18 protein-coding genes are annotated in these 25,427 nt (G+C 60.2%); 8 read left to right on the top strand and 10 right to left on the bottom strand.

Going from position 1 to position 25,427, the window contains the following annotated elements:
- Positions 1-265: 265 nt before the first annotated feature.
- From ptsP to ACWIKB_RS26380, 4 genes are all read left to right on the top strand, one after another.
- A complete protein-coding gene (gene ptsP / locus ACWIKB_RS26365) occupies positions 266-3,127 on the top strand; it encodes a phosphoenolpyruvate--protein phosphotransferase (protein ID WP_475270411.1) in 2,862 nt (953 codons plus the stop codon).
- Positions 3,127-4,068 (top strand): 1-phosphofructokinase, encoded by a 942-nt coding sequence (gene pfkB / locus ACWIKB_RS26370; RefSeq protein ID WP_475270413.1) that lies wholly within the window; start codon positions 3,127-3,129, stop codon positions 4,066-4,068. Before ptsP ends, pfkB begins: the two co-directional genes overlap by 1 nt.
- A gap of 11 nt (positions 4,069-4,079) precedes the next feature.
- Positions 4,080-5,819: a PTS fructose-like transporter subunit IIB gene (locus ACWIKB_RS26375; RefSeq protein WP_475270414.1), complete on the top strand. Its 1,740-nt coding sequence runs from the start codon at positions 4,080-4,082 to the stop codon at positions 5,817-5,819.
- Between the two features lie 191 nt (positions 5,820-6,010).
- Positions 6,011-7,552 carry an alkaline phosphatase D family protein gene (locus tag ACWIKB_RS26380; protein ID WP_475270415.1) on the top strand — a complete coding sequence of 514 codons (1,542 nt, stop codon included), beginning with the start codon at positions 6,011-6,013 and terminating at the stop codon, positions 7,550-7,552.
- A gap of 262 nt (positions 7,553-7,814) precedes the next feature.
- On the opposite strand, the gene ACWIKB_RS26385 is transcribed toward ACWIKB_RS26380, so the two are convergent.
- The 3 genes from ACWIKB_RS26385 to ACWIKB_RS26395 form a co-directional block, all read right to left on the bottom strand.
- A complete protein-coding gene (locus tag ACWIKB_RS26385; protein WP_475270416.1) occupies positions 7,815-8,180 on the bottom strand; it encodes an endonuclease domain-containing protein in 366 nt (121 codons plus the stop codon).
- A gap of 298 nt (positions 8,181-8,478) precedes the next feature.
- Positions 8,479-11,004, bottom strand: a complete 2,526-nt coding sequence (locus ACWIKB_RS26390; protein WP_475270417.1) for a PepSY domain-containing protein — start codon at positions 11,002-11,004, stop codon at positions 8,479-8,481.
- A 255-nt stretch (positions 11,005-11,259) separates the two neighbouring features.
- Complete coding sequence (locus ACWIKB_RS26395) at positions 11,260-13,518, bottom strand: TonB-dependent receptor (protein WP_475270418.1); 2,259 nt, start codon at positions 13,516-13,518, stop codon at positions 11,260-11,262.
- A gap of 207 nt (positions 13,519-13,725) precedes the next feature.
- On the opposite strand from ACWIKB_RS26395, the gene ACWIKB_RS26400 reads away from it, so the two are divergent.
- Both ACWIKB_RS26400 and ACWIKB_RS26405 read left to right on the top strand, forming a co-directional pair.
- Entirely contained in the window at positions 13,726-14,406 is a 681-nt protein-coding gene (locus tag ACWIKB_RS26400) for a Fe2+-dependent dioxygenase (RefSeq protein WP_290025532.1), read from the top strand.
- Positions 14,403-15,170 (top strand): tetratricopeptide repeat protein, encoded by a 768-nt coding sequence (locus ACWIKB_RS26405; protein WP_475270419.1) that lies wholly within the window; start codon positions 14,403-14,405, stop codon positions 15,168-15,170. Before ACWIKB_RS26400 ends, ACWIKB_RS26405 begins: the two co-directional genes overlap by 4 nt.
- Before the next feature lie 213 nt (positions 15,171-15,383).
- On the opposite strand, the gene ACWIKB_RS26410 is transcribed toward ACWIKB_RS26405, so the two are convergent.
- From ACWIKB_RS26410 to ACWIKB_RS26430, 5 genes are all read right to left on the bottom strand, one after another.
- Positions 15,384-16,547, bottom strand: a complete 1,164-nt coding sequence (locus ACWIKB_RS26410; protein ID WP_475270421.1) for a type III PLP-dependent enzyme — start codon at positions 16,545-16,547, stop codon at positions 15,384-15,386.
- Between the two features lie 464 nt (positions 16,548-17,011).
- Positions 17,012-18,169, bottom strand: coding sequence for an osmoprotectant ABC transporter ATP-binding protein OsmV (locus tag ACWIKB_RS26415; protein WP_121733608.1), 1,158 nt, complete (start codon positions 18,167-18,169; stop codon positions 17,012-17,014).
- Positions 18,166-18,819, bottom strand: a complete 654-nt coding sequence (locus ACWIKB_RS26420) for an ABC transporter permease (RefSeq protein WP_054049996.1) — start codon at positions 18,817-18,819, stop codon at positions 18,166-18,168. Before ACWIKB_RS26420 ends, ACWIKB_RS26415 begins: the two co-directional genes overlap by 4 nt.
- A 9-nt stretch (positions 18,820-18,828) precedes the next feature.
- Positions 18,829-19,737 carry a glycine betaine ABC transporter substrate-binding protein gene (locus tag ACWIKB_RS26425; RefSeq protein WP_475270423.1) on the bottom strand — a complete coding sequence of 303 codons (909 nt, stop codon included), beginning with the start codon at positions 19,735-19,737 and terminating at the stop codon, positions 18,829-18,831.
- A gap of 20 nt (positions 19,738-19,757) precedes the next feature.
- Positions 19,758-20,474: an ABC transporter permease gene (locus tag ACWIKB_RS26430; protein ID WP_129438555.1), complete on the bottom strand. Its 717-nt coding sequence runs from the start codon at positions 20,472-20,474 to the stop codon at positions 19,758-19,760.
- A 498-nt stretch (positions 20,475-20,972) separates the two neighbouring features.
- Here ACWIKB_RS26430 and ACWIKB_RS26435 point away from each other — a divergent pair, with 498 nt between their 5' ends.
- Together ACWIKB_RS26435 and ACWIKB_RS26440 are read left to right on the top strand one after the other, a co-directional pair.
- A complete protein-coding gene (locus tag ACWIKB_RS26435; protein WP_475270424.1) occupies positions 20,973-22,556 on the top strand; it encodes a peptide chain release factor 3 in 1,584 nt (527 codons plus the stop codon).
- Positions 22,557-23,039: 483 nt separating this feature from the next.
- Complete coding sequence (locus ACWIKB_RS26440; protein WP_475270425.1) at positions 23,040-23,300, top strand: hypothetical protein; 261 nt, start codon at positions 23,040-23,042, stop codon at positions 23,298-23,300.
- 178 nt (positions 23,301-23,478) lie between these two features.
- Here the strand turns inward: ACWIKB_RS26440 and ACWIKB_RS26445 are convergent, their stop codons facing one another.
- Together ACWIKB_RS26445 and ACWIKB_RS26450 are read right to left on the bottom strand one after the other, a co-directional pair.
- On the bottom strand, positions 23,479-24,459 hold the full coding sequence (locus ACWIKB_RS26445; protein WP_046045819.1) for a peptide ABC transporter ATP-binding protein: 981 nt from the start codon (positions 24,457-24,459) through the stop codon (positions 23,479-23,481).
- A complete protein-coding gene (locus ACWIKB_RS26450; RefSeq protein ID WP_475270426.1) occupies positions 24,459-25,427 on the bottom strand; it encodes an ABC transporter ATP-binding protein in 969 nt (322 codons plus the stop codon). Before ACWIKB_RS26450 ends, ACWIKB_RS26445 begins: the two co-directional genes overlap by 1 nt.

The raw sequence follows: 25,427 nt of genomic DNA on the forward strand, positions 1-25,427 counted from the left end.
CTTGCCCCGACATTTTCGCCAATCCTACCCGATTCAGGCAGACGACTATTGTCGCAACGCATCCGACAAGTTGGACTTCAAGGATGAGACATTATCGAGTAACGTGCCAATCATTCTAGATTAAACGTTTCAGCAGGCGTATTTTCTGCGTTATAGGTTCCTTTGGCCGGTTCTGCCGCGAAACCGCCAAAAGTTATCACCAAGGGCCTAAGCTGAATCATTCAAAACAATACCTGGCGTCCCAAGGCGCCAAAAAGGAGAAAGCATGCTCGAGCTCACCATAGAGCAGATATCCATGGGCCAGTCGGCTGTGGATAAGTCGGCCGCGTTACACCTGCTGGCCCAGCATCTGGTCGCCGATGGTCTGGTAGCAGAAGGTTATCTCGCCGGTTTGCAGGCGCGTGAGGCCCAGGGCTCGACCTTTCTCGGCCAAGGTATTGCCATCCCCCACGGTACCCCGGAAACCCGTGACCAGGTGTTTTCTACCGGCGTGCGGCTGATGCAGTTCCCGGAGGGCGTGGATTGGGGCGATGGCCACATCGTCTACCTGGCGATCGGCATCGCCGCCAAATCTGATGAACACCTTCGTCTGCTGCAACTGCTGACTCGCGCCCTCGGCGAAACCGATCTGGGCCAGGCCCTGCGTCGCGCCAGTTCCGCCGAAGCGTTGCTGAAGCTGCTGCAAGGTGCGCCACAAGAACTGGCGCTGGATGCGCAGATGATCGGCCTCGGCGTGTCTGCCGATGATTTTGAAGAACTGGTCTGGCGCGGCGCCCGTTTGCTGCGTCAGGCCGATTGCGTGAGCAACGGTTTCTCCGCGGTGCTGCAACAAGTCGAAGCGCTGCCCCTGGGTGATGGCCTGTGGTGGTTGCACAGCGAACAAACCGTGAAGCGTCCGGGGCTGGCCTTTGTCACACCGGACAAACCGATGCGTTACCTCGGTCAGCCATTGAGCGGTCTGTTCTGCCTGGCCAGTCTCGGCGAGGCGCATCAAGCCTTGCTCGAACGCCTGTGTGCGTTGCTGATCGAAGGCCGTGGCCACGAATTGGGCCGCGCCACCAGCAGTCGTAAAGTCCTTGAAGTACTGGGCGGTGAAGTGCCCGCCGACTGGCCGAGCGCGCGCATCGCCCTGGCCAATGCCCACGGTTTGCATGCGCGCCCGGCGAAGATCCTCGCGCAGTTGGCGAAAAGTTTTGAAGGCGAGATCCGCGTGCGCATCGTCGATGGCCAGGACAGCGCCGTGTCGGTGAAAAGTTTGAGCAAGCTGCTCAGCCTCGGCGCCCGCCGTGGTCAGGTGCTGGAGTTCATCGCCGAACCGAGCATCGCTGCCGATGCCTTGCCGGCGTTGCTGGCGGCCATCGAAGAAGGCCTCGGCGAAGAAGTCGAGCCGCTGCCGCCAGTCAGCCAGCAACGCGAAGTGATGGCAGACGTGGCCGAAGTACTGCTCGCGCCGGCCTCTGGCAGTCTGGTCCAGGCCATCGCCGCCGCCCCCGGCATTGCCATCGGCCCGGCGCACATTCAAGTGCTGCAAGCCATTGATTACCCGCTGCGCGGTGAGTCCGCCGCCGTTGAGCGCGAACGCCTGAAACAAGCGCTGACCGATGTCCGTCGCGACATCGAAGGCTTGATCGAGCGCAGCAAATCCAAGGCGATTCGCGAGATTTTCATCACCCACCAGGAAATGCTCGACGACCCGGAATTGACCGACGAAGTCGACACGCGCCTCAAGCAAGGCGAGAGCGCCGAAGCGGCGTGGATGGCGGTGATCGAAGCCGCTGCCAAGCAACAGGAATCCCTGCAAGACGCCTTGCTCGCCGAGCGCGCCGCTGACTTGCGGGATATTGGTCGCCGGGTGTTGGCGCAGTTGTGTGGCGTCGAAACCCCAAGCGAACCGGAGCAACCGTACATTCTGGTGATGGACGAGGTCGGTCCGTCCGACGTCGCCCGTCTCGACCCGGCGCGCGTCGCCGGCATCCTTACCGCCCGTGGCGGCGCCACTGCTCACAGCGCCATCGTTGCTCGTGCCCTGGGGATTCCAGCTTTGGTCGGTGCCGGTGCGGCGGTGTTGCTGCTGGCGCCGGGCACACCGTTGCTGATCGATGGTCAACGCGGTCGCCTGCACGTGGACGCCGATGCCGCGACCTTGCAACGCGCCACCGAAGAACGCGACACCCGCGAACTGCGGTTGAAAGCCGCCGCTGAGCAACGCCATCAACCGGCGCTGACCACCGACGGCCACGCCGTGGAAGTGTTCGCCAACATCGGTGAAAGCGCCGGTGTCACCAGCGCGGTGGAGCAGGGTGCCGAAGGCATTGGCTTGCTGCGCACCGAACTGATTTTCATGGCGCACTCGCAAGCGCCGGACGAGGCGACCCAGGAAGTCGAATACCGTCGCGTCCTCGATGGCCTGGCCGGCCGCCCGTTGGTGGTTCGTACTCTTGATGTTGGCGGCGACAAACCGCTGCCGTATTGGCCGATCGCCAAGGAAGAAAACCCGTTCCTCGGTGTGCGCGGTATACGCCTGACTCTGCAACGTCCGCACATCATGGAAGCGCAATTGCGCGCCTTGCTGCGTGCCGCCGACAATCGTCCATTGCGGATCATGTTCCCGATGGTCGGCAGCGTCGATGAGTGGCGCCAGGCCCGGGACATGACCGAGCGTCTGCGCCTGGAAATTCCGGTTGCAGACCTGCAACTGGGGATCATGATTGAAGTGCCGTCGGCGGCGTTGCTCGCTCCGGTGCTGGCCAAGGAAGTCGATTTCTTCAGCGTCGGCACCAACGACCTGACCCAATACACCCTGGCCATCGACCGTGGCCATCCGACGCTGTCGGCCCAGGCTGACGGCTTGCACCCAGCGGTGCTGCAACTGATCGACATCACCGTGCGCGCGGCCCATGCCCATGGCAAATGGGTCGGCGTGTGCGGCGAGCTGGCAGCCGATCCGCTGGCGGTGCCGGTGCTGGTCGGCCTCGGTGTGGATGAGCTCAGCGTGTCCGGCCGCAGCATCGCCGAGGTCAAGGCACGCATCCGCGAACTCAGCCTGGCCCAGACCCAAACTCTCGCCCAGCAGGCTTTGGCCGTGGGCAGCGCCAATGAAGTGCGCGCATTAGTGGAGGCCCTGTAATGGCCAAGATTCTAACCCTGACCCTTAACCCGGCGCTGGACCTCACCGTCCAGTTGCCAGTGCTTGCCCCCGGTCAGGTCAACCGCAGCGACGAGATGCACACCCACGCTGCCGGCAAAGGCGTGAACGTGGCGCAGGTGCTGGCCGATCTCGGGCATCAACTAACGGTCAGTGGCTTTCTCGGCGAAGACAATCTCCAGGCGTTCGAAACGCTGTTTGCCAAACGTGGTTTTGTCGACGCGTTCATTCGCGTCCCCGGCGAAACCCGCAGCAACATCAAACTGGCGGAAAGCAACGGGCGCATCACCGACATCAACGGCCCGGGCCCGCAGGTCGATGAAGCGGCGCAGCAAGCGTTGCTCGATCGGCTGGACCAGATTGCGCCGGGGCACGACGCGGTCGTGGTCGCGGGCAGTTTGCCCCGTGGCGTCAGCCCGCAATGGCTGCAGGCACTGATCGTGCGCCTGAAAAACCTCGGTTTGAACGTGGCCCTGGACACCAGCGGCGAAGCCTTGCGTGCCGGCATGGCTGCCGGGCCGTGGCTGATCAAACCCAACACCGAAGAACTCGCCGATGCGCTCGATTGCGACGTGGTGTCGGTGGCGGCCCAGGCCGAAGCCGCGAACCGCTTGCATGCTCAAGGCATCGAGCACGTGGTGATTTCCCACGGCGCCGACGGGGTGAACTGGTTCAGTGTTGGCGCGGCGATGCATGCCACGCCGCCCAGGGTCAGTGTGGTCAGCACGGTGGGCGCCGGCGATTCGTTGTTGGCGGGCATGCTCCACGGTTTGCTCAGTGCCGACACGCCTGAACAGACCTTGCGCACCGCCACCGCGATTGCGGCGATGGCGGTCACGCAGATTGGTTTCGGCATCAGTGATGCCACGCAGTTGACGCAGCTCGAACAGGGTGTGCGCGTGCGCCTCCTGACAGAACAATAAGAGGGGTTGTCATGAAGTTAGCCATTGTTACGGCCTGCCCGAACGGCATGGTCACCAGTGTGCTGTGCGCGCGGTTGCTCGATGCCGCAGCGCAGCGTCAGGGCTGGAGCACCTGCGTCGAAGTCAACGATGCAGCGCACCCGGAACGTCAGTTGTCGGCCGCCACCATTGAGTCCGCCGAATGGGTGTTGCTGGTGACCAGCGCCCCTGTGGACATGTCGCGATTTGTCGGCAAACGAGTGTTCCGCAGCACCCCGGCCCAGGCCCTGCAAGATGTAGAAGCGGTGCTGCGTCGTGGTGCGCAAGAGGCTGAAATCTACGTCACCGCCGAAGCCGTCGCCGAGCCTGCCGTCGTCGCTAAAAACGCCCCGCGTCTGGTGGCGATCACCGCGTGTCCGACGGGCGTTGCCCACACCTTCATGGCGGCCGAAGCCTTGCAGCAAGCGGCCAAGCGTCTGGGCTACGACCTGCAAGTGGAAACCCAGGGCTCGGTGGGTGCACGCAATCCATTGAGCGCGGCGGCGATTGCCGACGCTGACGTGGTGCTGCTGGCCTGCGATATCGAAGTCGCCACCGAGCGTTTCGCCGGCAAGAAGATTTACCGTTGCGGCACCGGCATCGCCTTGAAGCAAGCCGAAGCGACGCTCAATAAAGCGTTGGCTGAAGGCAAGCAGGAAACTGCGTCGAGTGGTTCGAAAGTCCCGGCCAAACAAGAGAAGACCGGCGTCTATAAACACTTGTTGACCGGTGTGTCGTTCATGCTGCCGATGGTGGTGGCGGGTGGTTTGATGATCGCCTTGTCGTTCGTGTTCGGCATCACCGCGTTCAAGGAGCCGGGAACGCTCGCCGCCGCATTGATGCAAATTGGCGGAGAGACTGCGTTCAAGCTGATGGTGCCGTTGCTGGCGGGTTACATCGCCTATTCGATTGCCGACCGTCCGGGCCTGGCGCCAGGGATGATCGGTGGTCTGCTCGCGAGTACGTTGGGGGCCGGTTTTATCGGCGGGATTCTCGCCGGTTTTATCGCCGGTTACGCGGCCAAGGCGATCAATCGTTATGCACGTTTGCCGCAGAGTCTTGAAGCGCTGAAACCGATCCTGATCATCCCGTTGTTCGCGAGTCTGTTCACCGGGCTGGTGATGATTTATGTGGTTGGCAAGCCGGTGGCGGGGATGCTTTTAGCGCTCACGCACTTCCTCGACAGCATGGGCACTACCAACGCGATCCTGCTCGGTGTGTTGCTCGGAGGCATGATGTGCGTTGACCTTGGCGGGCCGATCAACAAGGCCGCTTATGCGTTCTCGGTGGGGCTGCTGGCGTCGCAGAGTTACGCACCGATGGCCGCGACCATGGCTGCCGGTATGGTGCCGCCGATTGGCCTGGGTATCGCGACGTTCATTGCTCGTCGCAAGTTTGCCCAGACCGAGCGCGAGGCCGGTAAAGCGGCGTTGGTGCTGGGGTTGTGCTTTATCTCCGAAGGCGCGATTCCGTTTGCTGCCAAGGACCCGTTGCGGGTGATTCCGGCGAGCATTGCCGGCGGTGCGTTGACTGGTGCGTTGTCGATGTATTTCGGCTGCAAACTGATGGCGCCGCATGGTGGGTTGTTCGTGTTGATGATTCCGAATGCGATCAACCATGCGCTGTTGTACCTGCTCGCCATCGTCGCTGGGAGTTTGCTGACTGCGGTGGCGTATGCATTGCTCAAACGGCCGGAAGAGGTGGAGTTGGCGCTGGAGCCCGCCAAGGCCTGACACCCAACCTCATACCCTCTGACACCCAACCCTTGTAGGAGCGAGGCTTGCCCGCGAAGGCGTTTTAACATTCAACAGATGTGCTGACTGTCAGATCGCCTTCGCGGGCAAGCCTCGCTCCTACAAGGGAGCGCGTTTCACACGGGCGTCATGCATACATGCTTAAGTTTCCCTTTTTCAGGGAGAACACCATGAGCGAATTCAACCTCGGCCGCCGTCGTGTCATGCAAGCGGTCGGCGCCGGGCTGTTGTTGCCAGGGCTGGCGCCGACGGTGATCGCTTCGGTCCAGGATCGGCCGCAGCTCACCGACGGCGTGCAGTCCGGCGACCTGCTGGGCGACCGGGCGATGGTCTGGAGCCGCAGCGACCGTCCCGCACGGATGGTGGTGGAATGGGACACCCGCAGTCTGTTCACCAACCCGCGTCGTTTTGTTTCGCCCCTGGCAGATTTGCGCACTGACTTTACCGCTCGTGTCGAACTCACTGGCCTGCCCGCCGACCAGGCGATCTTCTATCGCGTGCACTTCGAAGACGCCCAAAATGGAACCAGCAGCGAACCCTGGTTCGGCCACTTGCGCAGCGTGCCGACGACCCGGCGCGATCTGCGTTTTGTCTGGAGCGGCGACACCGTCGGCCAGGGCTTCGGCATCAACCCGGACATCGGCGGCATGCGCATCTACGAAGCCATGCGCCTGCGCCTGCCGGACTTCTTTATCCACAGCGGCGACACCATCTACGCCGACGGCCCGGTGCCGGCGCAACTCACCACCGAGAGCGGTCGGGTGTGGCGCAACATCACCAGCGAAGCCAAGAGCAAAGTCGCCGAAACCCTCGACGAATATCGCGGCAATTATCGCTACAACCTGATGGACGAAAACATCCGCCGCTTCAACGCCGAAGTGCCGCAGATATGGCAGTGGGACGACCACGAAGTGGTGAACAACTGGTCGCCGGGCAAGCAACTGGACGAGCGCTACAAGAGCAAAGATATCCACAGCCTGGTCGGCCGCGCGCGCCAGGCCTGGCTCGAATACGCGCCGATGCGTTTGCAGAGTGCCGACAACGGCGGGCGGATTTATCGCAAGCTCAGTTATGGGCCGATGCTCGATGTGTTTGTGCTTGATATGCGCAGTTATCGCGGGGCGAATGATGACAACTTGGGCGGTGAAAAACCGTTCCTCGGGCGTGAGCAACTGGACTGGCTCAAGCGCGAATTGAAAGGTTCACAAGCCCAATGGAAAGTCATCGCCGCTGACATGCCCATAGGCCTCGGCGTGCCGGATGGTGAAGTCAGTCCGGGTGTCGCTCGTTGGGAAGCGGTGGCTAACGGCGACCCGGGACCGGCTCAGGGTCGTGAGCTGGAAATCGCTGAACTGCTGGGTTTTCTACGGGCTCAGCAGGTGCGCAATTTCGTGTTCCTGACGGCGGATGTGCATTATTGCGCCGCGCATCACTACCACCCGGATCGCGCGGCGTTTCAGGATTTTGAGCCGTTCTGGGAGTTTGTCGCCGGGCCGCTGAATGCCGGGAGCTTCGGGCCCAATCCGCTGGATAAAACCTTTGGGACTGAGGTGGTGTTCGAGAAAGCACCACCGGCGCAGAACACCTCGCCGTTTGCCGGATTTCAGTTTTTTGGTGAGGTGAACATTGATGGGCAGAGCGGGGAGATGAGTGTTGTGTTGCGGGATCTGGATGGGGTGGGGGTGTTTGAGCAGAAGTTACAGCCGGTTTGATGTGGATGGCTTCAAGATCCACCCCTCACCCCAGCCCTCCCGAAACGTCGGACCGCCCCAAAGGGGAGAGGGGGAAAGGGAGCCGATCTTCATACTGTTCAAATTCTGAGTTCGACTTTAAATCGCTGAGCTGATTTTCGTTGTTTGCAATACCTGAGTTCGACTCGGTTTTTCAGGTCGATGTATAACGCAAGACACCTCGGTCGGCTCCCTCTCCCCTATGGGGAGAGGGCTGGGGTGAGGGGTGGATTCCAGATCAGAATCACGGCATCCGATTCGCAGCAATCCTGATGATCTGCTCCAACACATCGCTCATCCGCTCAATCACCTCCAGATTGCTAAACCTCACAACCTCAATCCCGCGTTGCTGAAGGTAAAGCGTGCGCCGCCGGTCATGAATCTTTCCCGCTATTTCAAAGTGCTGCCCTCCATCAAGTTCTATCGCCAGTTTCAACTCGGCACAGTAGAAATCCAGCACATACGGCGGGCACGGAAACTGTCGGCGGAATTTCAGATTGGCGATTTGTCGAGCGCGTAGTTTCTGCCAGAGCAGGAGTTCGCAGTCGGTTTGATTGGTGCGTAGATGGCGGGCGAACTGACGTTGGTCGAGGGTGGGGCGGGTGGGCATGCTTCACGTCCTTGTGAAGGGGATGGAGGTTTTACTGTAGTCGGGGATTTTGGGGTTGGCTTGAAATCGACCCCTCACCCCAGCCCTCTCCCCAGAGGGGAGAGGGGAAAGGGAGCCGATCTTCATGTTGTTCAAAACCTGAGTTCGACTCTCCGCCAATTAGCTGATCTTTGCTGTTTTCCATACCTGAGTTCGACTCGGCTTTTCAGGTCGATGTATAGCGCAAGACACCTCGGTCGGCTCCCTCTCCCCTTTGGGGCGGTCCGACGTTTCGGGAGGGCTGGGGTGAGGGGTGGCCTTAATAGACATCGCGGCGGTAGCGGCCTTGTTCGATCAGGCGGTCTACTTCTTCGATCCCGAGTATTTCGTTGAGCGTGTGGTCCACGCCTGAGGCCATGCCTTGCAAGCTGCCGCAGATGTAGATGACGGCGCCGTCGGCCAGCCATTTCTTCAGCTCGGCGGCGGACTCGCGCAACCTATCCTGAACGTAGATTTTCTCGGCCTGATCCCGGGAAAATGCCAGGTCCAGTCGCTCCAGGTCGCCCTCAATCAACCAGCCTTCGAGCTCATCGCGACAGAGGAAGTCATGCTTGCGATTGCGCTCGCCAAACAGCAGCCAATGCCGTTGCTGGCCGTCGGCAATCCGCGCCTTGAGCAAACTGCGCAGCCCGGCCAGGCCGGTGCCGTTGCCCAGCAGGATCATCGGCACCGGTTCGCTCGGTAGGTGGAAGCCGCTGTTACGCCGCACCCGCAAGCTGATGCTGCCGCCCACGGGCGCGTGTTCGGTCAACCAGCCGGAGCCGATGCCGAGGCTGTCATCAGGGTGCAGTTCCTGACGCACGATCAGCTCCAGAACGCCGTCGGCAGCAATGGAAGCGATGGAGTATTCGCGCATCGCCAAAGGCACTAATGCTTGCACCAGCGCCTGGGCATGCAGACCCACCAGATGTGCGCGGTTCTCGGGCAGTTGGCGGCTGGCGAGGGCCTGGTCCAGCGGTTGCGACAGGCCGTCGAGTTCGACGCTGGCGCGCCCGTCAATCCCCAGACCATCGAGGAAGTGCTCGATGGCCCACGGGCAATTGCGTGGCATGACTTCCACCAGGTCACCGGCCAGCCAACTGCTGGTGTTTGGCGCGGTGAGGCCGACCAGGTACACCGGTGAGCCGCTGCTGTCCGGGTTCATCAGTTCACGACTGACCAGCGTCCAGTTGTCGTAGCTGGGCGCTTGCCAAGTGTCCACAGGCGCCTGTCCGGTCAACTGGCCAAGTTGCTGCTGCCAGTGGCGCAAGGCGTAAGGGTCGCCGCTGTCGACTTCCACCGGGGCAAACAGGGTCTTGCCGCCGTGTTCGCCGAGCCAGGTGTGCAAGCGTCGGGCGAAACCGCAGAAGTGTTGATACTGGCGATCACCAAGACCGAGCACCGCGTAGTTGAGGCTTTCCAGGCTCGACACCCGGCCCAGCACTTTGCGTTCGAAACCCCGGGCGCTGTCCGGCGCTTCACCGTCGCCAAAGGTGCTGACCACGAACAGTGCATTGCTCGAATCCCGCAAATCCTGCTCGCTGACACTCGCCAGCGGCTGCACCTTCACCGGCAACCCGGCGGCCTGCAATTGCCCGGCGGTCTGCCACGCCAGTTGCTCGGCAAAGCCACTCTGGCTGGCGAAACCAATCAGCCACGCCGGCGCATCGCTGCCCGGTTGCACGAGGCCGTTACGTGCGTCCTTGATCTGGCGTTTCTTGCGCCGACGGTCCAGGTACAGCAACCAACCTGTGACGAAAAACAGCGGCATGGTCAGCGCGGTGATCGTCAGGATGATCCGCCCGACGATGCCGAAATAACTGCCGGTGTGCAGCGCGTAGATGCTGGTCAGCAGTTGCGCCTTGAAGCTCTTGTCGCTGTAGCGGTCGTGGCGTTTGACGATGCCAGTCGCGGGATCGAGGCTGATCTCGTTGAGCGCGCGGTCATGGGGCGAAGTGTTCAGCAGGTAGAACACGGTCGCCGGTTGGCCGGCGAGGGGCGGCATACGGATGTTGTAGGCGGACAGGTTCGGGCCGGCGGCGCTGTAGATGCTGCTCCACATCGCCGCGTAATCGGCGCTCGGCGCAGGACCGCTCGGGGCCGGGCCACGGTTGCGCACCCGCTCGTTTTGCGGTGCATCGGACAACAACTGAGTCAGGCCTTTGTTGTACCACTCGTACGACCAGGACAACCCGGTCAACGCGGCCAACAGGTAAAACACCAGGCACCAGGTGCCCGCCACCGAGTGCAGGTCCCAATTGAAGCTGCGGCCCTTTTTCTTCCAGTCCAGGGTCAGCCAGGCACGCCATTTGTTCCACTGGCGCGGCCAGCGCAGGTAGAGACCGGACAGGCAGAAAAACACCAGGATCAGGGTGCAGGCGCCGGTGATCTGCCGGCCGGTATCGCCCATGGCCAGGAAGCGGTGCAATTGCAGCATCAGGCCGAAGAAGTCCTGACCGGTGGCGTCGCCCAGGAACTCGGCGGTGTACGGATCGAAGTAGCGCATCTCTCCGCGACGTTCGCCCGGTGGCGGGGTGAAGATCACGCGCGCAGCGTTGCCGCTGTCGGTCTCGACCCACAGCATCGAGACTTTCTTGCCGGAGGTGGCTTCGATGCGCTCAACCAGCTCGGCGGGTGGCAGCACGCCGGCGACCTGCTTCTCGACCTGCAACACAGAAGGATTCAGTGTCCGCAGGATTTCATCCTGAAACGACACCGTTGCCCCGGTGATGCCCATCAGGGCCAGGACCAGTCCGGCGCTGATGCCAAAAAACCAGTGCAACTGGAACAGGGTTTTCTTCAACACGTCGCTCGCCTTGTTCGTTCGAAAGTATTCATCACGGCGCGCATTATGCCGTGGGTTGTCGAGAAACATTCTTTATTACGCACAAAAGCCCCGTTCAATTGAATGAACGGGGCCAGGTCCTAATGTCAGTTGCAGTTCCTGTAGGAGCGAAGCTTGCTCGCGAAAGCGGTGTGTCAGGCAGTTTCGATGTCGAATGACACGACGCCTTCGCGAGCAAGCTTCGCTCCTACAGGGGATTGCGGGTGTGGCTGGCAATCAGAAGTGGAAGTTCGCGCTCAGCAGGGCGGTACGGCCCGCTGCCACGTGGGCGTAGTGCGTCTGGAATACCTGGTCGAAATAACGCTTGTCGGTCAGGTTCTGTACGTTGAGTTGCAGGTCGACGTTCTTGGTCAGGGCGTAGCTGGCCATTGCGTCGTAACGCCAGTAGGACGGAATCTCCACCGAGTTGGCGACGTTGCCGAACTGCGAATCGACAAAGGTCGCGCCGCCGCCAACAGTCAACTTTTCCGGGATCAGGTCGTAGGTCGACCACAGGGTGAAGTTGTTCCGTGGCGTACTCGGCATGTGGTTGCCTTTATCGGCCGCGAGGGTGGTCTTGACCACTTCGCTGTCCATGTAGGTGTAGCCGCCGAAGACTTTCCAGTTACGGGTCAGCTTGCCGGTGTAGGTCAGTTCCAGACCGTTGACGGTTTGCTCGCCGTCCAGCACTTGGGTGGTGGCGCCATCCGGATCGTTCATACGTGCGTTGGTTTTTTCGGTGCGGAACAGTGCGGCGGTCAGCGACAGGTCGTCACCGAAGAAGTCCCACTTGGTACCAATCTCGTAGTTGCGGTTTTTTTCCGGGTCCAGATCGCTGTTGTTCGCCGCCAGTTCCAGGCCACCGTTGCCGCTGGTTTCACCGGATGGGTTGCTGGAGGTGGAGTAGGCCGCGTAAACGCTGCCGTTAGGCAATGGGTTGTAGACCACGCCGATCTGGTAGTTGATCAGGTCGCTGGTGTTCTCACGGGAGAAGTCGTTTGCTGGCGCTGTGCTGCTGGCGTTGGCGTGACCGCTGGATTGGACCTGGTAGTTGTCGTAACGCAGGCCCAGGTTCAGGGACCATTGTTCGTTGAACTTCAGGGTGTCGAACACGTAGGCCGCAGCGGTTTTGGTGTCGGTGTCGGTGAAGGCCGCGCTGTCGGTGATGGTGCCCGACCAGTTATCCCCAGGCGTTGGCTTGTACAAATTGGTGCAGTCGCCGGAGTTGAACAGCGCGCGGTTGCAGGAAGTGCCGGCGGCTGTCGAGGTCAGGACGTACGGACGGTTGTGGGTGTCCTGATAGGAAAACTCCAGGCCGGTGACCAGGCTGTGCTCGATAGCGCCGGTGTTGAACTTGGCGTTCAGGTCGGTCTGGTTGACCCAGCCGCTGGACGTCGAGTTACGGCTTTTGGCGCCACGGTAAACGCTGCCTTTGGCCACGTTGCCTTTGCTGTCGTCGGGGTTGGTGACGATGTAGTCCAGTGTCGAACGGGACATGCGGAAGCTGTTGGAAACGGTCAGGTCGTCATTCAGATCGTGTTCGATCTTGATTGTGCCGCTGTCGTTTTCGGTCTGGCGATAGTCGCGACCGGTGAGGCCGTAGAAGTTGTCTTTATTGACGTTGGCCGGTTTGTCTACGTGGTACTTGCTGCGGTTCGGGCTCAAGGTCAACGGCACGCCGTAGTCCGGCATGTCATCGGTTTCGACGTGGTAGTAACCGACGGTCACGCGGGTGTCGGTGCCCAGGCCGAAGGCGAAGGTTGGCGCCACGCCCCAGCGGCTGACATCCACGCCGTCACGCCCGGCGACGTTGGCTTCGTGCTTCATCAGGTTCAGGCGAAAGGCCGAGGTATCGTTGATCTGCTGGTTCAGGTCAAGGGTGGTGCGCTTGGTCTGGTCCGAACCCCAAGTGAAGCCGCCATTGTAAAAGTTGCCCAGTTTGGCGGTCTTGCTCACCAGGTTCAGGCTGCCACCGGTGGAACCGGCGCCGGTGAAGGCCGAGCCCGGGCCTTTGCTGATTTCCACCGATTCAACGTCGAAGATCTCGCGGCTTTGGGAGGCCGGGTCGCGCATGCCGTCGACGAACACATCGCTTTCAGCGTTGAAGCCGCGAATGATCGGACGGTCGCCGGCCGGGTTACCGCCTTCACCGGCACCAAAGGTGATGCCCGGCGTGGTGCGCAACGCATCGACCAGGCTGGTAGCGCCGGTGTCGCGGATCACTTGTTGCGGGATCACGGTGACGCTTTTCGGCGTCTCGCGTAGCGGTGCGGTGTACTTTTTCGAGGCCGAGGTATCGGTCTTGTAGGAGGTGTCTTGTTGCTCGCCAACAACGCTGGTGGCGTCCAGGGAAATCGCATTGCCCGAGGCTTTTTCGTCAGTCTTCTCGGCGGCGAAAACCATGTGGCCTGCAGAGCCGGCAGTGATCGCCATGCCGATGGCAGACGCGAGCAAACGTGGTGAACTGACCGGTAATTGTAGTTGTTGGCGTGACATGTGAATTCCCCTCCCCAAGGATTTGAGGCCGCGGAATATAGGGTAAACAGGTATTTGTATCAATTGCGAAACGTTACTATTCGCGACAAATTTACATTCTTTACAATTTATCCTTACGGTTTTTGCTGTCTCGTTCGTCTGCGGGGTTTTACACAGGCAATAAGAATCAATACCATTGACGCCCTTTTGACCATCAGGTGTCGTCCCATGCTGCTGCACATTCCCGGCGTGTTCGCGAAAGAAGAAGTGCAGCGCATTCGCGAGGCCCTGGAACAGGCGGATTGGGCGGACGGCAAGATCACCGCCGGCTTCCAGTCGGCTAAGGCCAAGCACAATCTGCAACTGCCTGAAGGTCACCCGTTGGCCAAGGAAATCGGGGCAGCGATGCTCGAACGCCTGTGGAAAAATCCGCAGTTCATGTCAGCCGCGTTACCGCACAAAGTCTTCCCGCCATTGCTGAACTGTTACACGGCGGGCGGCAGTTTCGACTTCCACATCGACAACGCCGTGCGCCAGCCCAAGGGCAGCATTGAGCGGGTGCGCACCGACCTGTCGGCGACGCTGTTCTTCAGCGAGCCGGAGGACTACGACGGCGGAGAACTGGAAATCCAAGACACTTTCGGCACCCAGCGGGTCAAGTTGCCCGCCGGCGACATGGTCCTGTACCCCGGTAGCAGCTTGCACAAGGTCAACGCTGTTACCCGCGGCACCCGCTACGCGTCGTTCTTTTGGACCCAAAGCCTGGTCCGCGAGGACAGCCAGCGCGCCTTGCTGTTCGAGATGGACGGCGCCATCCAGCAACTGACCCAGGACATGCCCGATCACCCGTCGCTGATCCGCCTCACTGGCACTTATCACAACCTGCTGCGTCGCTGGGTCGAGGTATGAGTTATCAACTGCGCCGCGAGGAAGTCCTCGACGGTGATCGGCTCAAAGCGATGCTTGAGGAAAGTCCGGCGCGGGCAGCCCAGGCGATTCTGCTCGCTGCTCGCGAAGGCGTGCTCGATGCCCAGGCATTGCTCGGGCAGATTCTGCTGGACGGGCAGGGTATCGAGCAGGATCAGCCGTTGGCCGTGCGCTGGTTCGGGATTGCCGCCAATGGCGGACACCTGATGGCGCGCAACATGCTCGGTCGTTGTCATGAACATGGCTGGGGTTGCACCGCCGATGCTGCAGTGGCTGCGGGGCATTATCGACTGGCGGCTGAAAAGGGCCTGGACTGGGCGATGTACAACTACGCCAATCTGCTGGCCACTGGTCGTGGCGTGGCTGAAGACCAGACGCAGGCGCTGAATCTTTATCGCCGTGCCGCTGAAATGGGCCACGCGAAATCGATGAACCTGCTGGGGCGTTATCTGGAAGAGGGGCGGGTTTGTCCTGTGGACCCGCAGGCCGCGCGCGACTGGTATCGCCGCTCGGCGCTCGGCGGGGATTTTCGTGGGCAGTTCAGTTATGCGGCGGTGTTGGCAGATGAAGGCCATATTGAAGAAGCGCTGGATTGGTTGCGCAAGGCCTTGGTCGGCGGGAATCTGAATTTCCTGCGGGTCGCGAGTAAGGCATTGGCGAGCGCAACGGATTCGAACATTCGAGCGTTGGCGGCGGATTATGCCCACCGCTGCGCCGAACTGGAGTACGACCTCAAACCTTTGTAGGAGCTGGTAGGGGCTGGTAGGGGCTGGTAGGAGCTGGTAGGAGCTGTCGAGTGCAACGAGGCTGCGATCTTTTGATCTTGTTCTTAAAAAATCAAAGTCAAAAGATCGCAGCCTCGTTGCACTCGACAGCTCCTACAGGGGGGGCGGGGGCGGATTTCAGGTACAAAAAAGCCCATGACTCGTCATGGGCTTTTTCAGTTCTACCAGTAGTACTTACACGTAAAACGATTTCAGCGGCGGGAAGCCATTGAATTCAACCGCGCTGTAACTGGTGGTGTAGGCGCCGGTGGACAACCAGTACAAACGATCACCAATTGCCAGGTTCAGCGGCAGACCGTACTTGTAGTTCTCGTACATGATGTCGGCGCTGTCGCAGGTCGGGCCGGCGATGACGACTTCTTCCATCTCGCCTTTCTTCTCGGTCCAGATCGGGAACTTGATGGCTTCGTCCATGGTTTCGATCAGGCCGGAGAACTTGCCCACATCCGTGTACACCCAGCGCTCGACGGCGGTACGGGATTTACGCGCGACCAGTACCACTTCACTGACCAGGATACCGGCGTTGGCGATCAACGAACGGCCCGGTTCCAGAATGATTTCCGGCAGGTCGTCACCGAAATCTTCCTTGAGGAAACGGATGATTTCTTCGGCGTAGGTTTCCAGGCTGTTGGTGCGGGTGATGTAGTTGGCCGGGAAGCCACCGCCCATGTTGATCAGCTTCAGGTGAATGCCGTCTTCTTCTTTCAGGCGTTCGAAGATCACTTTGACCTTGGCGATCGCCGCGTCCCAGACGCTGATGTCGCGTTGCTGCGAGCCGACGTGGAACGAGATGCCGTAAGGCACCAGGCCCAGGTCGCGAGCGAGAATCAGCAGGTCCATGGCCATGTCGGTCTGGCAGCCGAATTTGCGCGACAACGGCCAGTCAGCAGTGGTCGAGCCTTCGGTGAGGATGCGCACGTAGACTTTCGAACCCGGTGCAGCCTTGGCGATGTTGCGCAGGTCGGCTTCGGAGTCGGTGGAGAACAGGCGCACGCCCTTGTCATAGAAGTAGCGGATGTCCTTGGATTTCTTGATGGTGTTGCCGTAGCTGATGCGGTCGGGGCTAACGCCGCGCTCCATCACTTTGTCCAGCTCATAGATCGACGCGATGTCGAAGCTCGAGCCTTTCTCTTTGAGCAGGTCGATGATTTCGACGGCCGGGTTGGCCTTGACCGCGTAATAGACTTTGGCAAATTCGAAACCGGCGCGCAGGTCGTCATAGGCCTGGCTGATCATCGCGGTGTCGATCACCACGAACGGGGTTTCTTGGGTGTCGGCGAAGGCCTTCAATCTCTGGAAGGTTTCGCGCGCGTAATAGTCTTCGACGTTGATCGACATGCTGGGATCTCCTACTGGCAAACTGAAATTAACAATGGGTGCAAATGAACGTCCTCCGTATCCCCACTTTGGTTCGCCTACTTCCCAAGGCATGTCGCCGAAAGCAAAAAGGCCATGGGAAATGGTGCTTCCCTTGGCCTTGCTGTCTCGTCGTCAGTACTTGAGCCGGATGGATCGTTTCCAGCATGGACGTTCGGCGCGAACTTTAGGGCGTGAGGGGCTTGAGATCAACAAAAAATGTCGCGTTTTTGCACGCTTCCGTCGTGCGGTCCCTGACAGCTACTGATGTAACCGACCTGCATGACAGTGTGATGTTCCCCGGATGAGGGGATTTTGGCGGGATTCAGATAAACCGAGTTGGCTCATTCGCGGGCAAGCCTCGCTCCTACAGGGGAGCGGCGTGCCGTGATGTTGCGTACGACACTGCCCCTGTAGGAGCGAGGCTTGCCCGCGAAGGCGTCAGATCAGGCGACAGCAGTCTCGGCCGGCGAAACGATGCTGGTCTTGCCGCCACGGGACTTGCCGGAGCTCAGGTACTCGGCAATCGATTCCTGAGTCACTTCCCCCAAGAACACCCGCTCGGCATCCATTACTGGCAGCCATGAGCGGTTGAACTCGTACATGCGCGACAACAGGATGCGCAAATGCTCATCGAACGCCGCGGTGGCATTGAACTCGCGCAGGTATTGAGCGCAAGTCCCGGTCTGACGGTGCAGGTCGCGACGTCGTACATAACCGAGCGCCTTGTTCTCACCGTCTGTGACCACCACATAACGACGGTCCAGTTCGTCCATCAACTCCAGGGCTTCAGCCACTGGGGTTTCCGGGCTCACCGACGGCGCGTTGTCCGCCGCGTCTTCGGCTTTCACCAGCAACAGACGCTTGAGCGTGCTGTCCTGGCCGACGAAGTTGCTGACAAAATCATCCGCCGGGTGCGCCAGCAGGGTGTCCGGGTGATCGATCTGCAACAGCTTGCCGGCGCGGAAGATTGCAATCTTGTCGCCCAGCTTGATCGCTTCGTCGATGTCGTGGCTGACCATGATCACGGTCTTGTTCAGCGCGCGCTGCATTTCGAAGAACTCGTTCTGGATCATCTCGCGGTTGATCGGGTCGACCGCGCCGAACGGCTCATCCATCAACAACAGCGGCGCATCTGCCGCCAGTGCGCGAATCACGCCGATCCGCTGCTGCTGACCACCGGACAACTCACGCGGGTAGCGATTCAGGTACTGCTTGGGTTCGAGCTTGATCATGCTCATCAACTCGCGGGCGCGGTCGTGGCATTTCTGCTTGTCCCAGCCCAGCAGGCGCGGAACGATGGTGATGTTTTCCTCGATGGTCATGTTCGGGAACAGACCGATCTGCTGGATCACATAACCGATATTGCGACGCAGGGTCACCGCGTCGAGGTCGGTGGTGTCTTCGCCGTTGATCAGGATCTTGCCGGAGGTCGGCTTGATCAGGCGGTTGATCATTTTCAGCGTGGTGCTTTTGCCGCAACCCGATGGCCCGAGGAACACACAGATTTCGCCTTCATTGACGGTCAGGCTTACCGAGTCCACGGCTTTTACATCTTTGCCGTTGCTTTGGAAGGTCTTGCTGAGGTTTTGAAGTTCGATCATTTGAGCAGTCCTTTTGGAGTCAGCGTGCGTTGCAGCCATTGCAGAAGCAGGTCGGCGAAGATGGCCAGGAGACTGACCAGCACGGCGCCGACGATCAGCATCGACATGTCGCTGCGGCTGATTGAAGCGAGAATAAGTACACCGAGGCCACCGGCACCGATGGTCGCGGCGATGGTCATGACACCAATGTTCATGACCACGGCGGTGCGTACACCGGCGAGGATCACCGGCACGGCGATTGGCAGTTCAACCATGCGCAGGCGCTGGCCGAAGGTCATGCCGATGCCGCGAGCGGCTTCGCGAATGCCGGGTTCGACGCCAGTCAGCGCCAGGTAGGTGTTACGCATGATCGGCAGCAGCGAATACAGAAACACTGCGGTGATCGCCGGCATCGGGCCCAGGCCCTGGCCGAATTTGGAGTAGAACGGCAACAGCAGGCCGAACAGCGCAATCGACGGCACGGTCAGCAGCACCGTGGCACTGGCTTGCAAAGGGCCGGCGAGCGTTGGGAAACGCGTCATCAGGACACCCAGCGGCACGCCAACGAGAATCGCCAGCGTCACGGCAATGCCGACCAGGGTGATGTGCTGCAAGGTCAGGTGCAGCACCAGCGGCCAATCGAGATGGGAAAAGGCGTTCAGAAATTCCATGTCTTCTCCTCAGTTCAGTGGATGCTGGCGCAGGAAATCTGCGGCAACGGATGAAGGGCTTTCGTGATCGACATCGACCCGCGCATTGAGCTGGCGCATGGTGGCGTCGTCGAACAGTTCAGCCAGTGGCTTGAGTTCTTCGGCAAGCTTGGGATGGGCGTCGAGGTAGACCTGACGCACTACTGGCGCGGCGGTGTAGTCCGGGAAGTAATGCTTGTCGTCTTCGAGCAGCTTGAGTTTGAAAGCGTTCAAGCGACCGTCGGTGGTGTAGACCAGACCGGCAAACACCTGGCCATTACGCAGGGCGGTGTAGACCAGCCCAGCGTCCATTTGCCGAATGTTCTTACGGGTCAGATTCATCCCGTAGAGATCGACCATGCCGTCCAGACCGTCGGAACGGTTGGCAAACTCGGTGTCCAGCGCGACCAAGTGATTAGTCTTCGCCTCCGCCTGCATCACCGTGTTCAGCTCGCTGATGGTGTTGATCTGCGGATAAGCCTTCGCGGTGGTTTCCGGCAGCGCCAGGGCGTAGGTGTTGCTGAATTTCGACGGCGTGAGCCAGATCAGGCCTTTTTTCGCGTCGAGTTCTTTCACCCGGGCGTAGGACTGAGCGCTGTCGAGCTTGTCGGTGACATGGTTGTAAGCCACCAGCGAGACGCCGGTGTATTCCCACATCAAATCCAGCTGGCCACTTTCGTGGGCGCTGCGGGCCAGGTTGCTGCCCAGACCGCCGGTTACCTGGGTGTCGTAACCCTTGGTGCGCAAGTACTGGGAAGTAATTTCGGCGAGCAGGGTTTGTTCAGTGAACACCCGGGCGCCGATGCGAATCACCGGTTTTTCAGCGGCTTGGGCAAATCCTGCCAACAGCAGGGCGCAGCCCAATATCAAGGTCATGCCTTTTAGGTGTAGAGCTTTCATGATTATTCCTTTGCCGAGGCTTAAGACGGGCGTAGGCCGCGTTCGAGCCAGAGGCGGCTGGCGAGTGTCACCAGACCATCGAGCAGCAAGGCCAGCAGGGCGGTGCACGCCGCGCCGAGCAGCAGTTGCGGCTGATTGTTCAGGGCGATGCCAGGGAAAATCAGGCTGCCCAGGCTGTTGGCGCCGATCAGGAACGCCAGCGGTGCGGTACCGACGTTGATCGCCAGGGCCACGCGTACGCCGCCGATGATGATCGGCACCGCGTTGGGCAGTTCGACCCGCCACAGCACTTGCGTCGGGGTCATGCCGATGCCGACGGCCGCTTCCTTCAGCGAACCCTGGACGTTTTTCAGGCCTTCATAGGTGTTGCGCACGATCGGCAACAGCGAGGCGAGGAACAGGGCGAAGATCGCGGGGCCGCTGCCGATGCCCAGAATCCCCAGGGCGATGGCCAGTACGGCGAGAGGCGGCACGGTGTTGCCGATGTTGAAGATCTGCATGAAGCGTTCAGCGCGGCCCACCATGGTCGGGCGGCTGAGGAAGATACCGGCGGGGATGCCCACAATGAGGGCGGCCAGCATGGAAACAAGGACGAGAATCAAGTGAGCTTGCAGGTAAAACAACAAATCGTCGCGGTAATGTTCGATCGTATTGATGCCAATCCAGTGGACCAGCAGGGCCAGGAGTGCGACGACAACCGCACCTCCAATAAGCCCCTTGCCATAGCGAATAGCCACAGGCGGACTCCTTTTTTTCTTGGTCGGCGAACGCAGTCCCGTGTGGCAATGCCATCACTGGCTGCCGGGATATCAACGTTCGCGAGAAGCAGCTCTTCATGCTGATAGAACCGCATGAGATCGAGCCATAAGCGCAGCCTCGTCAGGCTAACTTGCAGGTTTTTCAAACCCTGCTACGAGAGCTGTAACAGGGGAGTGGACGCCTCCACCTTTTAAAAGGTTCCATAATTAACAGCATTTAGCCACCCTTGATCTCGATTACCCGATGTAGCAGCTGCCGAGCCCGCGAGCCCGCGAGGCTGCGTTCGGCGACGAAGTCGTCGTCAAGTCACCTGTCGCGGTCTGCCTGATACACCGTGCGTCTGGTTTTACGACGACTTTGTCGCCGAACGCAGCCTCGCAGGCTCGGCAGCTGCTACAGGGCGAACGGTGGTCCGGAGGTAACGTTTTGGGCTATACTCGCCGCCCTTTTTTGAATCACCTGCCAGGCGATTTCCCATGACCAAACAGGCCGCCGAAGTCGCGAAACGCCGCACTTTCGCCATTATTTCCCACCCCGATGCCGGTAAAACCACCATCACCGAGAAGCTCTTGCTGATGGGCAAGGCGATTGCGATTGCGGGCACGGTGAAGTCTCGCAAGTCCGACCGCCATGCCACCTCCGACTGGATGGAAATGGAAAAGCAGCGTGGTATCTCGATTACCACGTCGGTCATGCAGTTCCCGTATCGCGATCACATGATCAACCTGCTCGACACCCCGGGCCACGAAGACTTCTCCGAAGATACCTACCGCACCCTGACGGCAGTGGACTCGGCATTGATGGTTCTCGACGGCGGTAAGGGTGTTGAGCCACGGACCATTGCGCTGATGGACGTCTGCCGTTTGCGTGATACGCCGATCGTCAGCTTCATCAACAAACTCGACCGTGACATCCGTGACCCGATCGAACTGCTCGACGAAATCGAAGCCGTCCTGAAGATCAAGGCTGCGCCGATTACCTGGCCGATTGGTTGCTACCGCGATTTCAAAGGCGTTTATCACCTCGCCGACGACTACATCATCGTGTACACCGCCGGCCACGGCCACGAGCGCACCGATGTGAAAATCATCGAGAAGCTCGACTCCGATGAAGCACGCGCGCATTTGGGCGACGAGTACGATCGTTTTGTCGATCAGCTGGAACTGGTGCAGGGCGCCTGTCACGAATTCAATCAACAGGAATTCCTCGACGGCCAACTGACCCCAGTGTTCTTCGGTACAGCCCTGGGCAACTTCGGTGTCGATCACGTGCTCGACGCCGTGGTCAACTGGGCGCCGAAACCCCTGGCTCGCGTTGCCAACGAGCGCACCGTTGAACCGGTCGAAGAGAAATTCGCCGGTTTCGTGTTCAAGATCCAGGCGAACATGGACCCGAAACACCGCGACCGCATCGCCTTCATGCGTATCTGCTCCGGCAAGTACGAAAAAGGCATGAAAATGCGTCACGTGCGCACTGGCAAAGACGTGCGGATCGGCGATGCGCTGACGTTCTTCTCCTCCGAGCGTGAGCAGCTGGAAGAAGCGTTTGCCGGCGACATCATCGGCCTGCACAACCACGGCACCATCCAGATCGGCGACACCTTCACCGAAGGCGAAGTGCTCGGGTTTACCGGTATTCCGCACTTCGCCCCGGAACTGTTCCGTCGCGTGCGTCTGCGTGATCCGCTGAAATCCAAGCAACTGCGCCAGGGCTTGCAGCAACTGGCCGAAGAAGGCGCGACGCAAGTGTTCTTCCCGGAGCGCAGCAACGACATCATCCTCGGCGCCGTCGGTGTGCTGCAGTTCGATGTGGTCGCCAGCCGCTTGAAAGAGGAATACAAGGTCGAATGCTCCTACGAGCCGATCACCGTGTACTCCGCGCGCTGGATCGATTGCGACGATAAGAAGAAGCTCGAAGAGTTCAAGATCAAGGCTGTGGAAAACCTCGCCATCGACGGCGGCGGTCACCTGACTTACCTGGCGCCGACCCGAGTTAACCTGGCGTTGATGGAAGAGCGCTGGCCGGACGTGAAATTCCGTGCAACGCGTGAACATCACTAAGCGCTGATTGGTTACACCAAAAACCCCGTTGCGAAAGCTGCGGGGTTTTTTATTTCCCCGATTTCCCTGACAAAGCAAATCCCCAGTGGGAGCGGGCTTGCTCGCGAAGGCGGTGTATCAGTCGATGCATTGGTAGCTGACACACCGCCTTCGCGAGCAAGCCCGCTCCCACAGGTGATTGGCGTTTTGGGATCTTTCCTACGCTCTGCGTGGGAATGCAACCCGGGACGCTCCGCGTTCCAAGAGCGGACGCAGAGCGCCCATTGAGGCATTCCCACGCAGAGCGTGAGAACGATCAGGGGTGCGAATTCGGCATAACCCTTATTCCAAACCAATCTGCCCATTAACGGCAATTCCCGTCCTTCGTTAGCGTCCTATCTGGTGAACCCGGCCGATCGGAACTAGATTTTATTCAGCGCCACGGCACTCGGGTCATGCGCCGTCAGGCACCCATGCTGCATCTCAGAAAGGATGGAATCGGCTATGAGCATTTTTCAACGCATTGTGCTGTTGCTTAAAGTTTTGGTGATGCTGTCCCTTGGCACGTCGGCGGCATGGGCGGCCAATCCAAGTCATCCCCAAGGCTTTAACGGCGTTCCAGGACATGACAGCAGCGGTCTGATGATCGCCAAGTCGGAATCCGAGGGCGGTGACAAAGATCAGGGCGGCAGCAAGGACGATGACGATTCGACCACCGACGAGCCGGACACCGATGATGACGACGAGGGCGATAGCCAGTCGTAAATCGCAGACAAAAGAAAACCCCTTTTACCAGACTGATGCGCAATCCAGGAAAAGGGGTTTGGTCAACGGGTAAAGCTGTAATCCCTGTGGGAGCGGGCTTGCTCGCGAAGAGGTCGTGTCAGTCGACATCGCAGTCGAATGACACACCGCTTTCGCGAGCAAGCCCGCTCCCACATTTTTATGCCGCGCCGTCGAGGAACTGCTCGGCGTAGTGGCAAGCCACCTGCCGACTGTCGAGCAGGCGCAGGGCCGGCTCTTCGGTGCTGCAGCGTTCGGTGGCGTACGGGCAGCGCTTGTGGAAAGCGCAGCCGGACGGCGGGTTCAACGGGTTAGGCAACTCGCCGACAATTTTGATTTTCGGCTTGTTCGGGTCCGGGTGAATGGTCGGGGTAGCCGACAGCAACGCCTGGGTGTACGGGTGCAGCGGACGCTCATAGATGTCGTTCTTCGGGCCCATTTCCACCGGGCGGCCGAGGTACATCACCATCACGTCATCGGCCACGTGCTGGACGACTGCCAGGTTATGGGAGATGAACACGTAGGCAGTGTTGAACTCTTGCTGCAAATCCATGAACAGGTTCAGCACCTGCGCCTGGATCGACACGTCCAGCGCCGAGGTCGGTTCATCCGCCACCAGCACTTTCGGTTGCAGCATCATCGCGCGAGCCAGGGCGATCCGCTGGCGCTGACCGCCGGAGAACATGTGCGGATAACGCTGGTAGTGCTCAGGACGCAAGCCCACCTGCTTCATCATCGCCTGGACTTTCTCGCGACGTTCGGCAGCGCTCAGGTTGGTGTTGATCAGCAGCGGCTCGCCGAGCTGGTCACCGACTTTCTGCCGTGGGTTCAACGAGGCGTACGGGCTCTGGAACACCATCTGCACGTCTTTGCGCAGTTGTTTACGCTGAGCCTTGTCGGCGCCGGTGACTTCCTGCCCGGCGATTTTCAAGGAGCCGGAGGACGGCTCTTCGATCAGCGTCAGGGCACGGGCCAGGGTGGATTTGCCGCAGCCCGATTCGCCGACGACGGCGAGGGTCTTGCCGGCTTCCAGTTCAAACGACACACCGTTTAGGGCGCGTACGGTCGCATGGCCCTTGAACAGGCCACGGGACACTTCGTAATGACGGGTCAGGTCGCGGGCGGTAAGTACGACGGCCATTACGCCACCTCCTGGTTCAGCGGGTAGAAGCAGCGGGCGAGGCTGTTGCTTTTCGGGTCAAGGCCAGGACGTTGCTGACGGCAGGAATCCTGCACGTACGGGCAGCGCGGCGACAGCAGGCAACCCTGCGGACGGTCGTAACGGCCGGGAACGATGCCCGGCAACGTGGCCAGACGCGTGGCGCCGAGGCTGTGTTCCGGAATCGCCTTGAGCAGCGCTTCGCTGTACGGGTGCGCCGGAATGTCGAACAACTGCGGTACCTGACCCACTTCAACAGCCTGGCCGGCATACATCACGCACACGCGCTGGGCGGTTTCGGCCACGACCGCGAGGTCGTGAGTGATCAGCACCAGGCCCATGTTCTGCTCTTTCTGCAGGGCCAGCAGCAGGTCCATGATCTGGGCCTGAATGGTCACGTCGAGGGCGGTGGTCGGTTCGTCGGCGATCAGCAGTTTCGGTTCACCGGCAATCGCCATGGCGATCGCAACACGCTGGCTCATACCGCCAGACAGTTGATGCGGGTAGGCGTCCATACGGCTGGCGGCACCCGGAATTTCAACTTTTTCCAGCAGTTCAATGGCACGCTTGCGCGCTTGCTTGCCGGACATTTTCAGGTGCAGGCGCAGCACTTCTTCGATCTGGAAGCCGACGGTGTAGCTCGGGTTCAGCGCGGTCATCGGGTCCTGGAAGACCATGGCCAGGTCTTTGCCGACGATCTGCCGGCGCTGACGGTTGCTGAGCTTGAGCATGTTCTTGCCGTCGAAATTCAGGGCGTCGGCGGTGACGATCCCCGGATGCTCGATCAGGCCCATCAGCGCCATCATGGTCACGGATTTACCGGAGCCCGACTCGCCAACGATGGCCAGGACTTCGCCCTTGTCCACGGTGATGTCGAGGCCATCGACCACCGGAACGGCGTTTTTGTCGCCAAAGCGAACGTTGAGATTCTTGATTTCTAACAGTGACAT

It is taken from the genome of Pseudomonas sp. 5Vm1k (genome assembly GCF_056161485.1).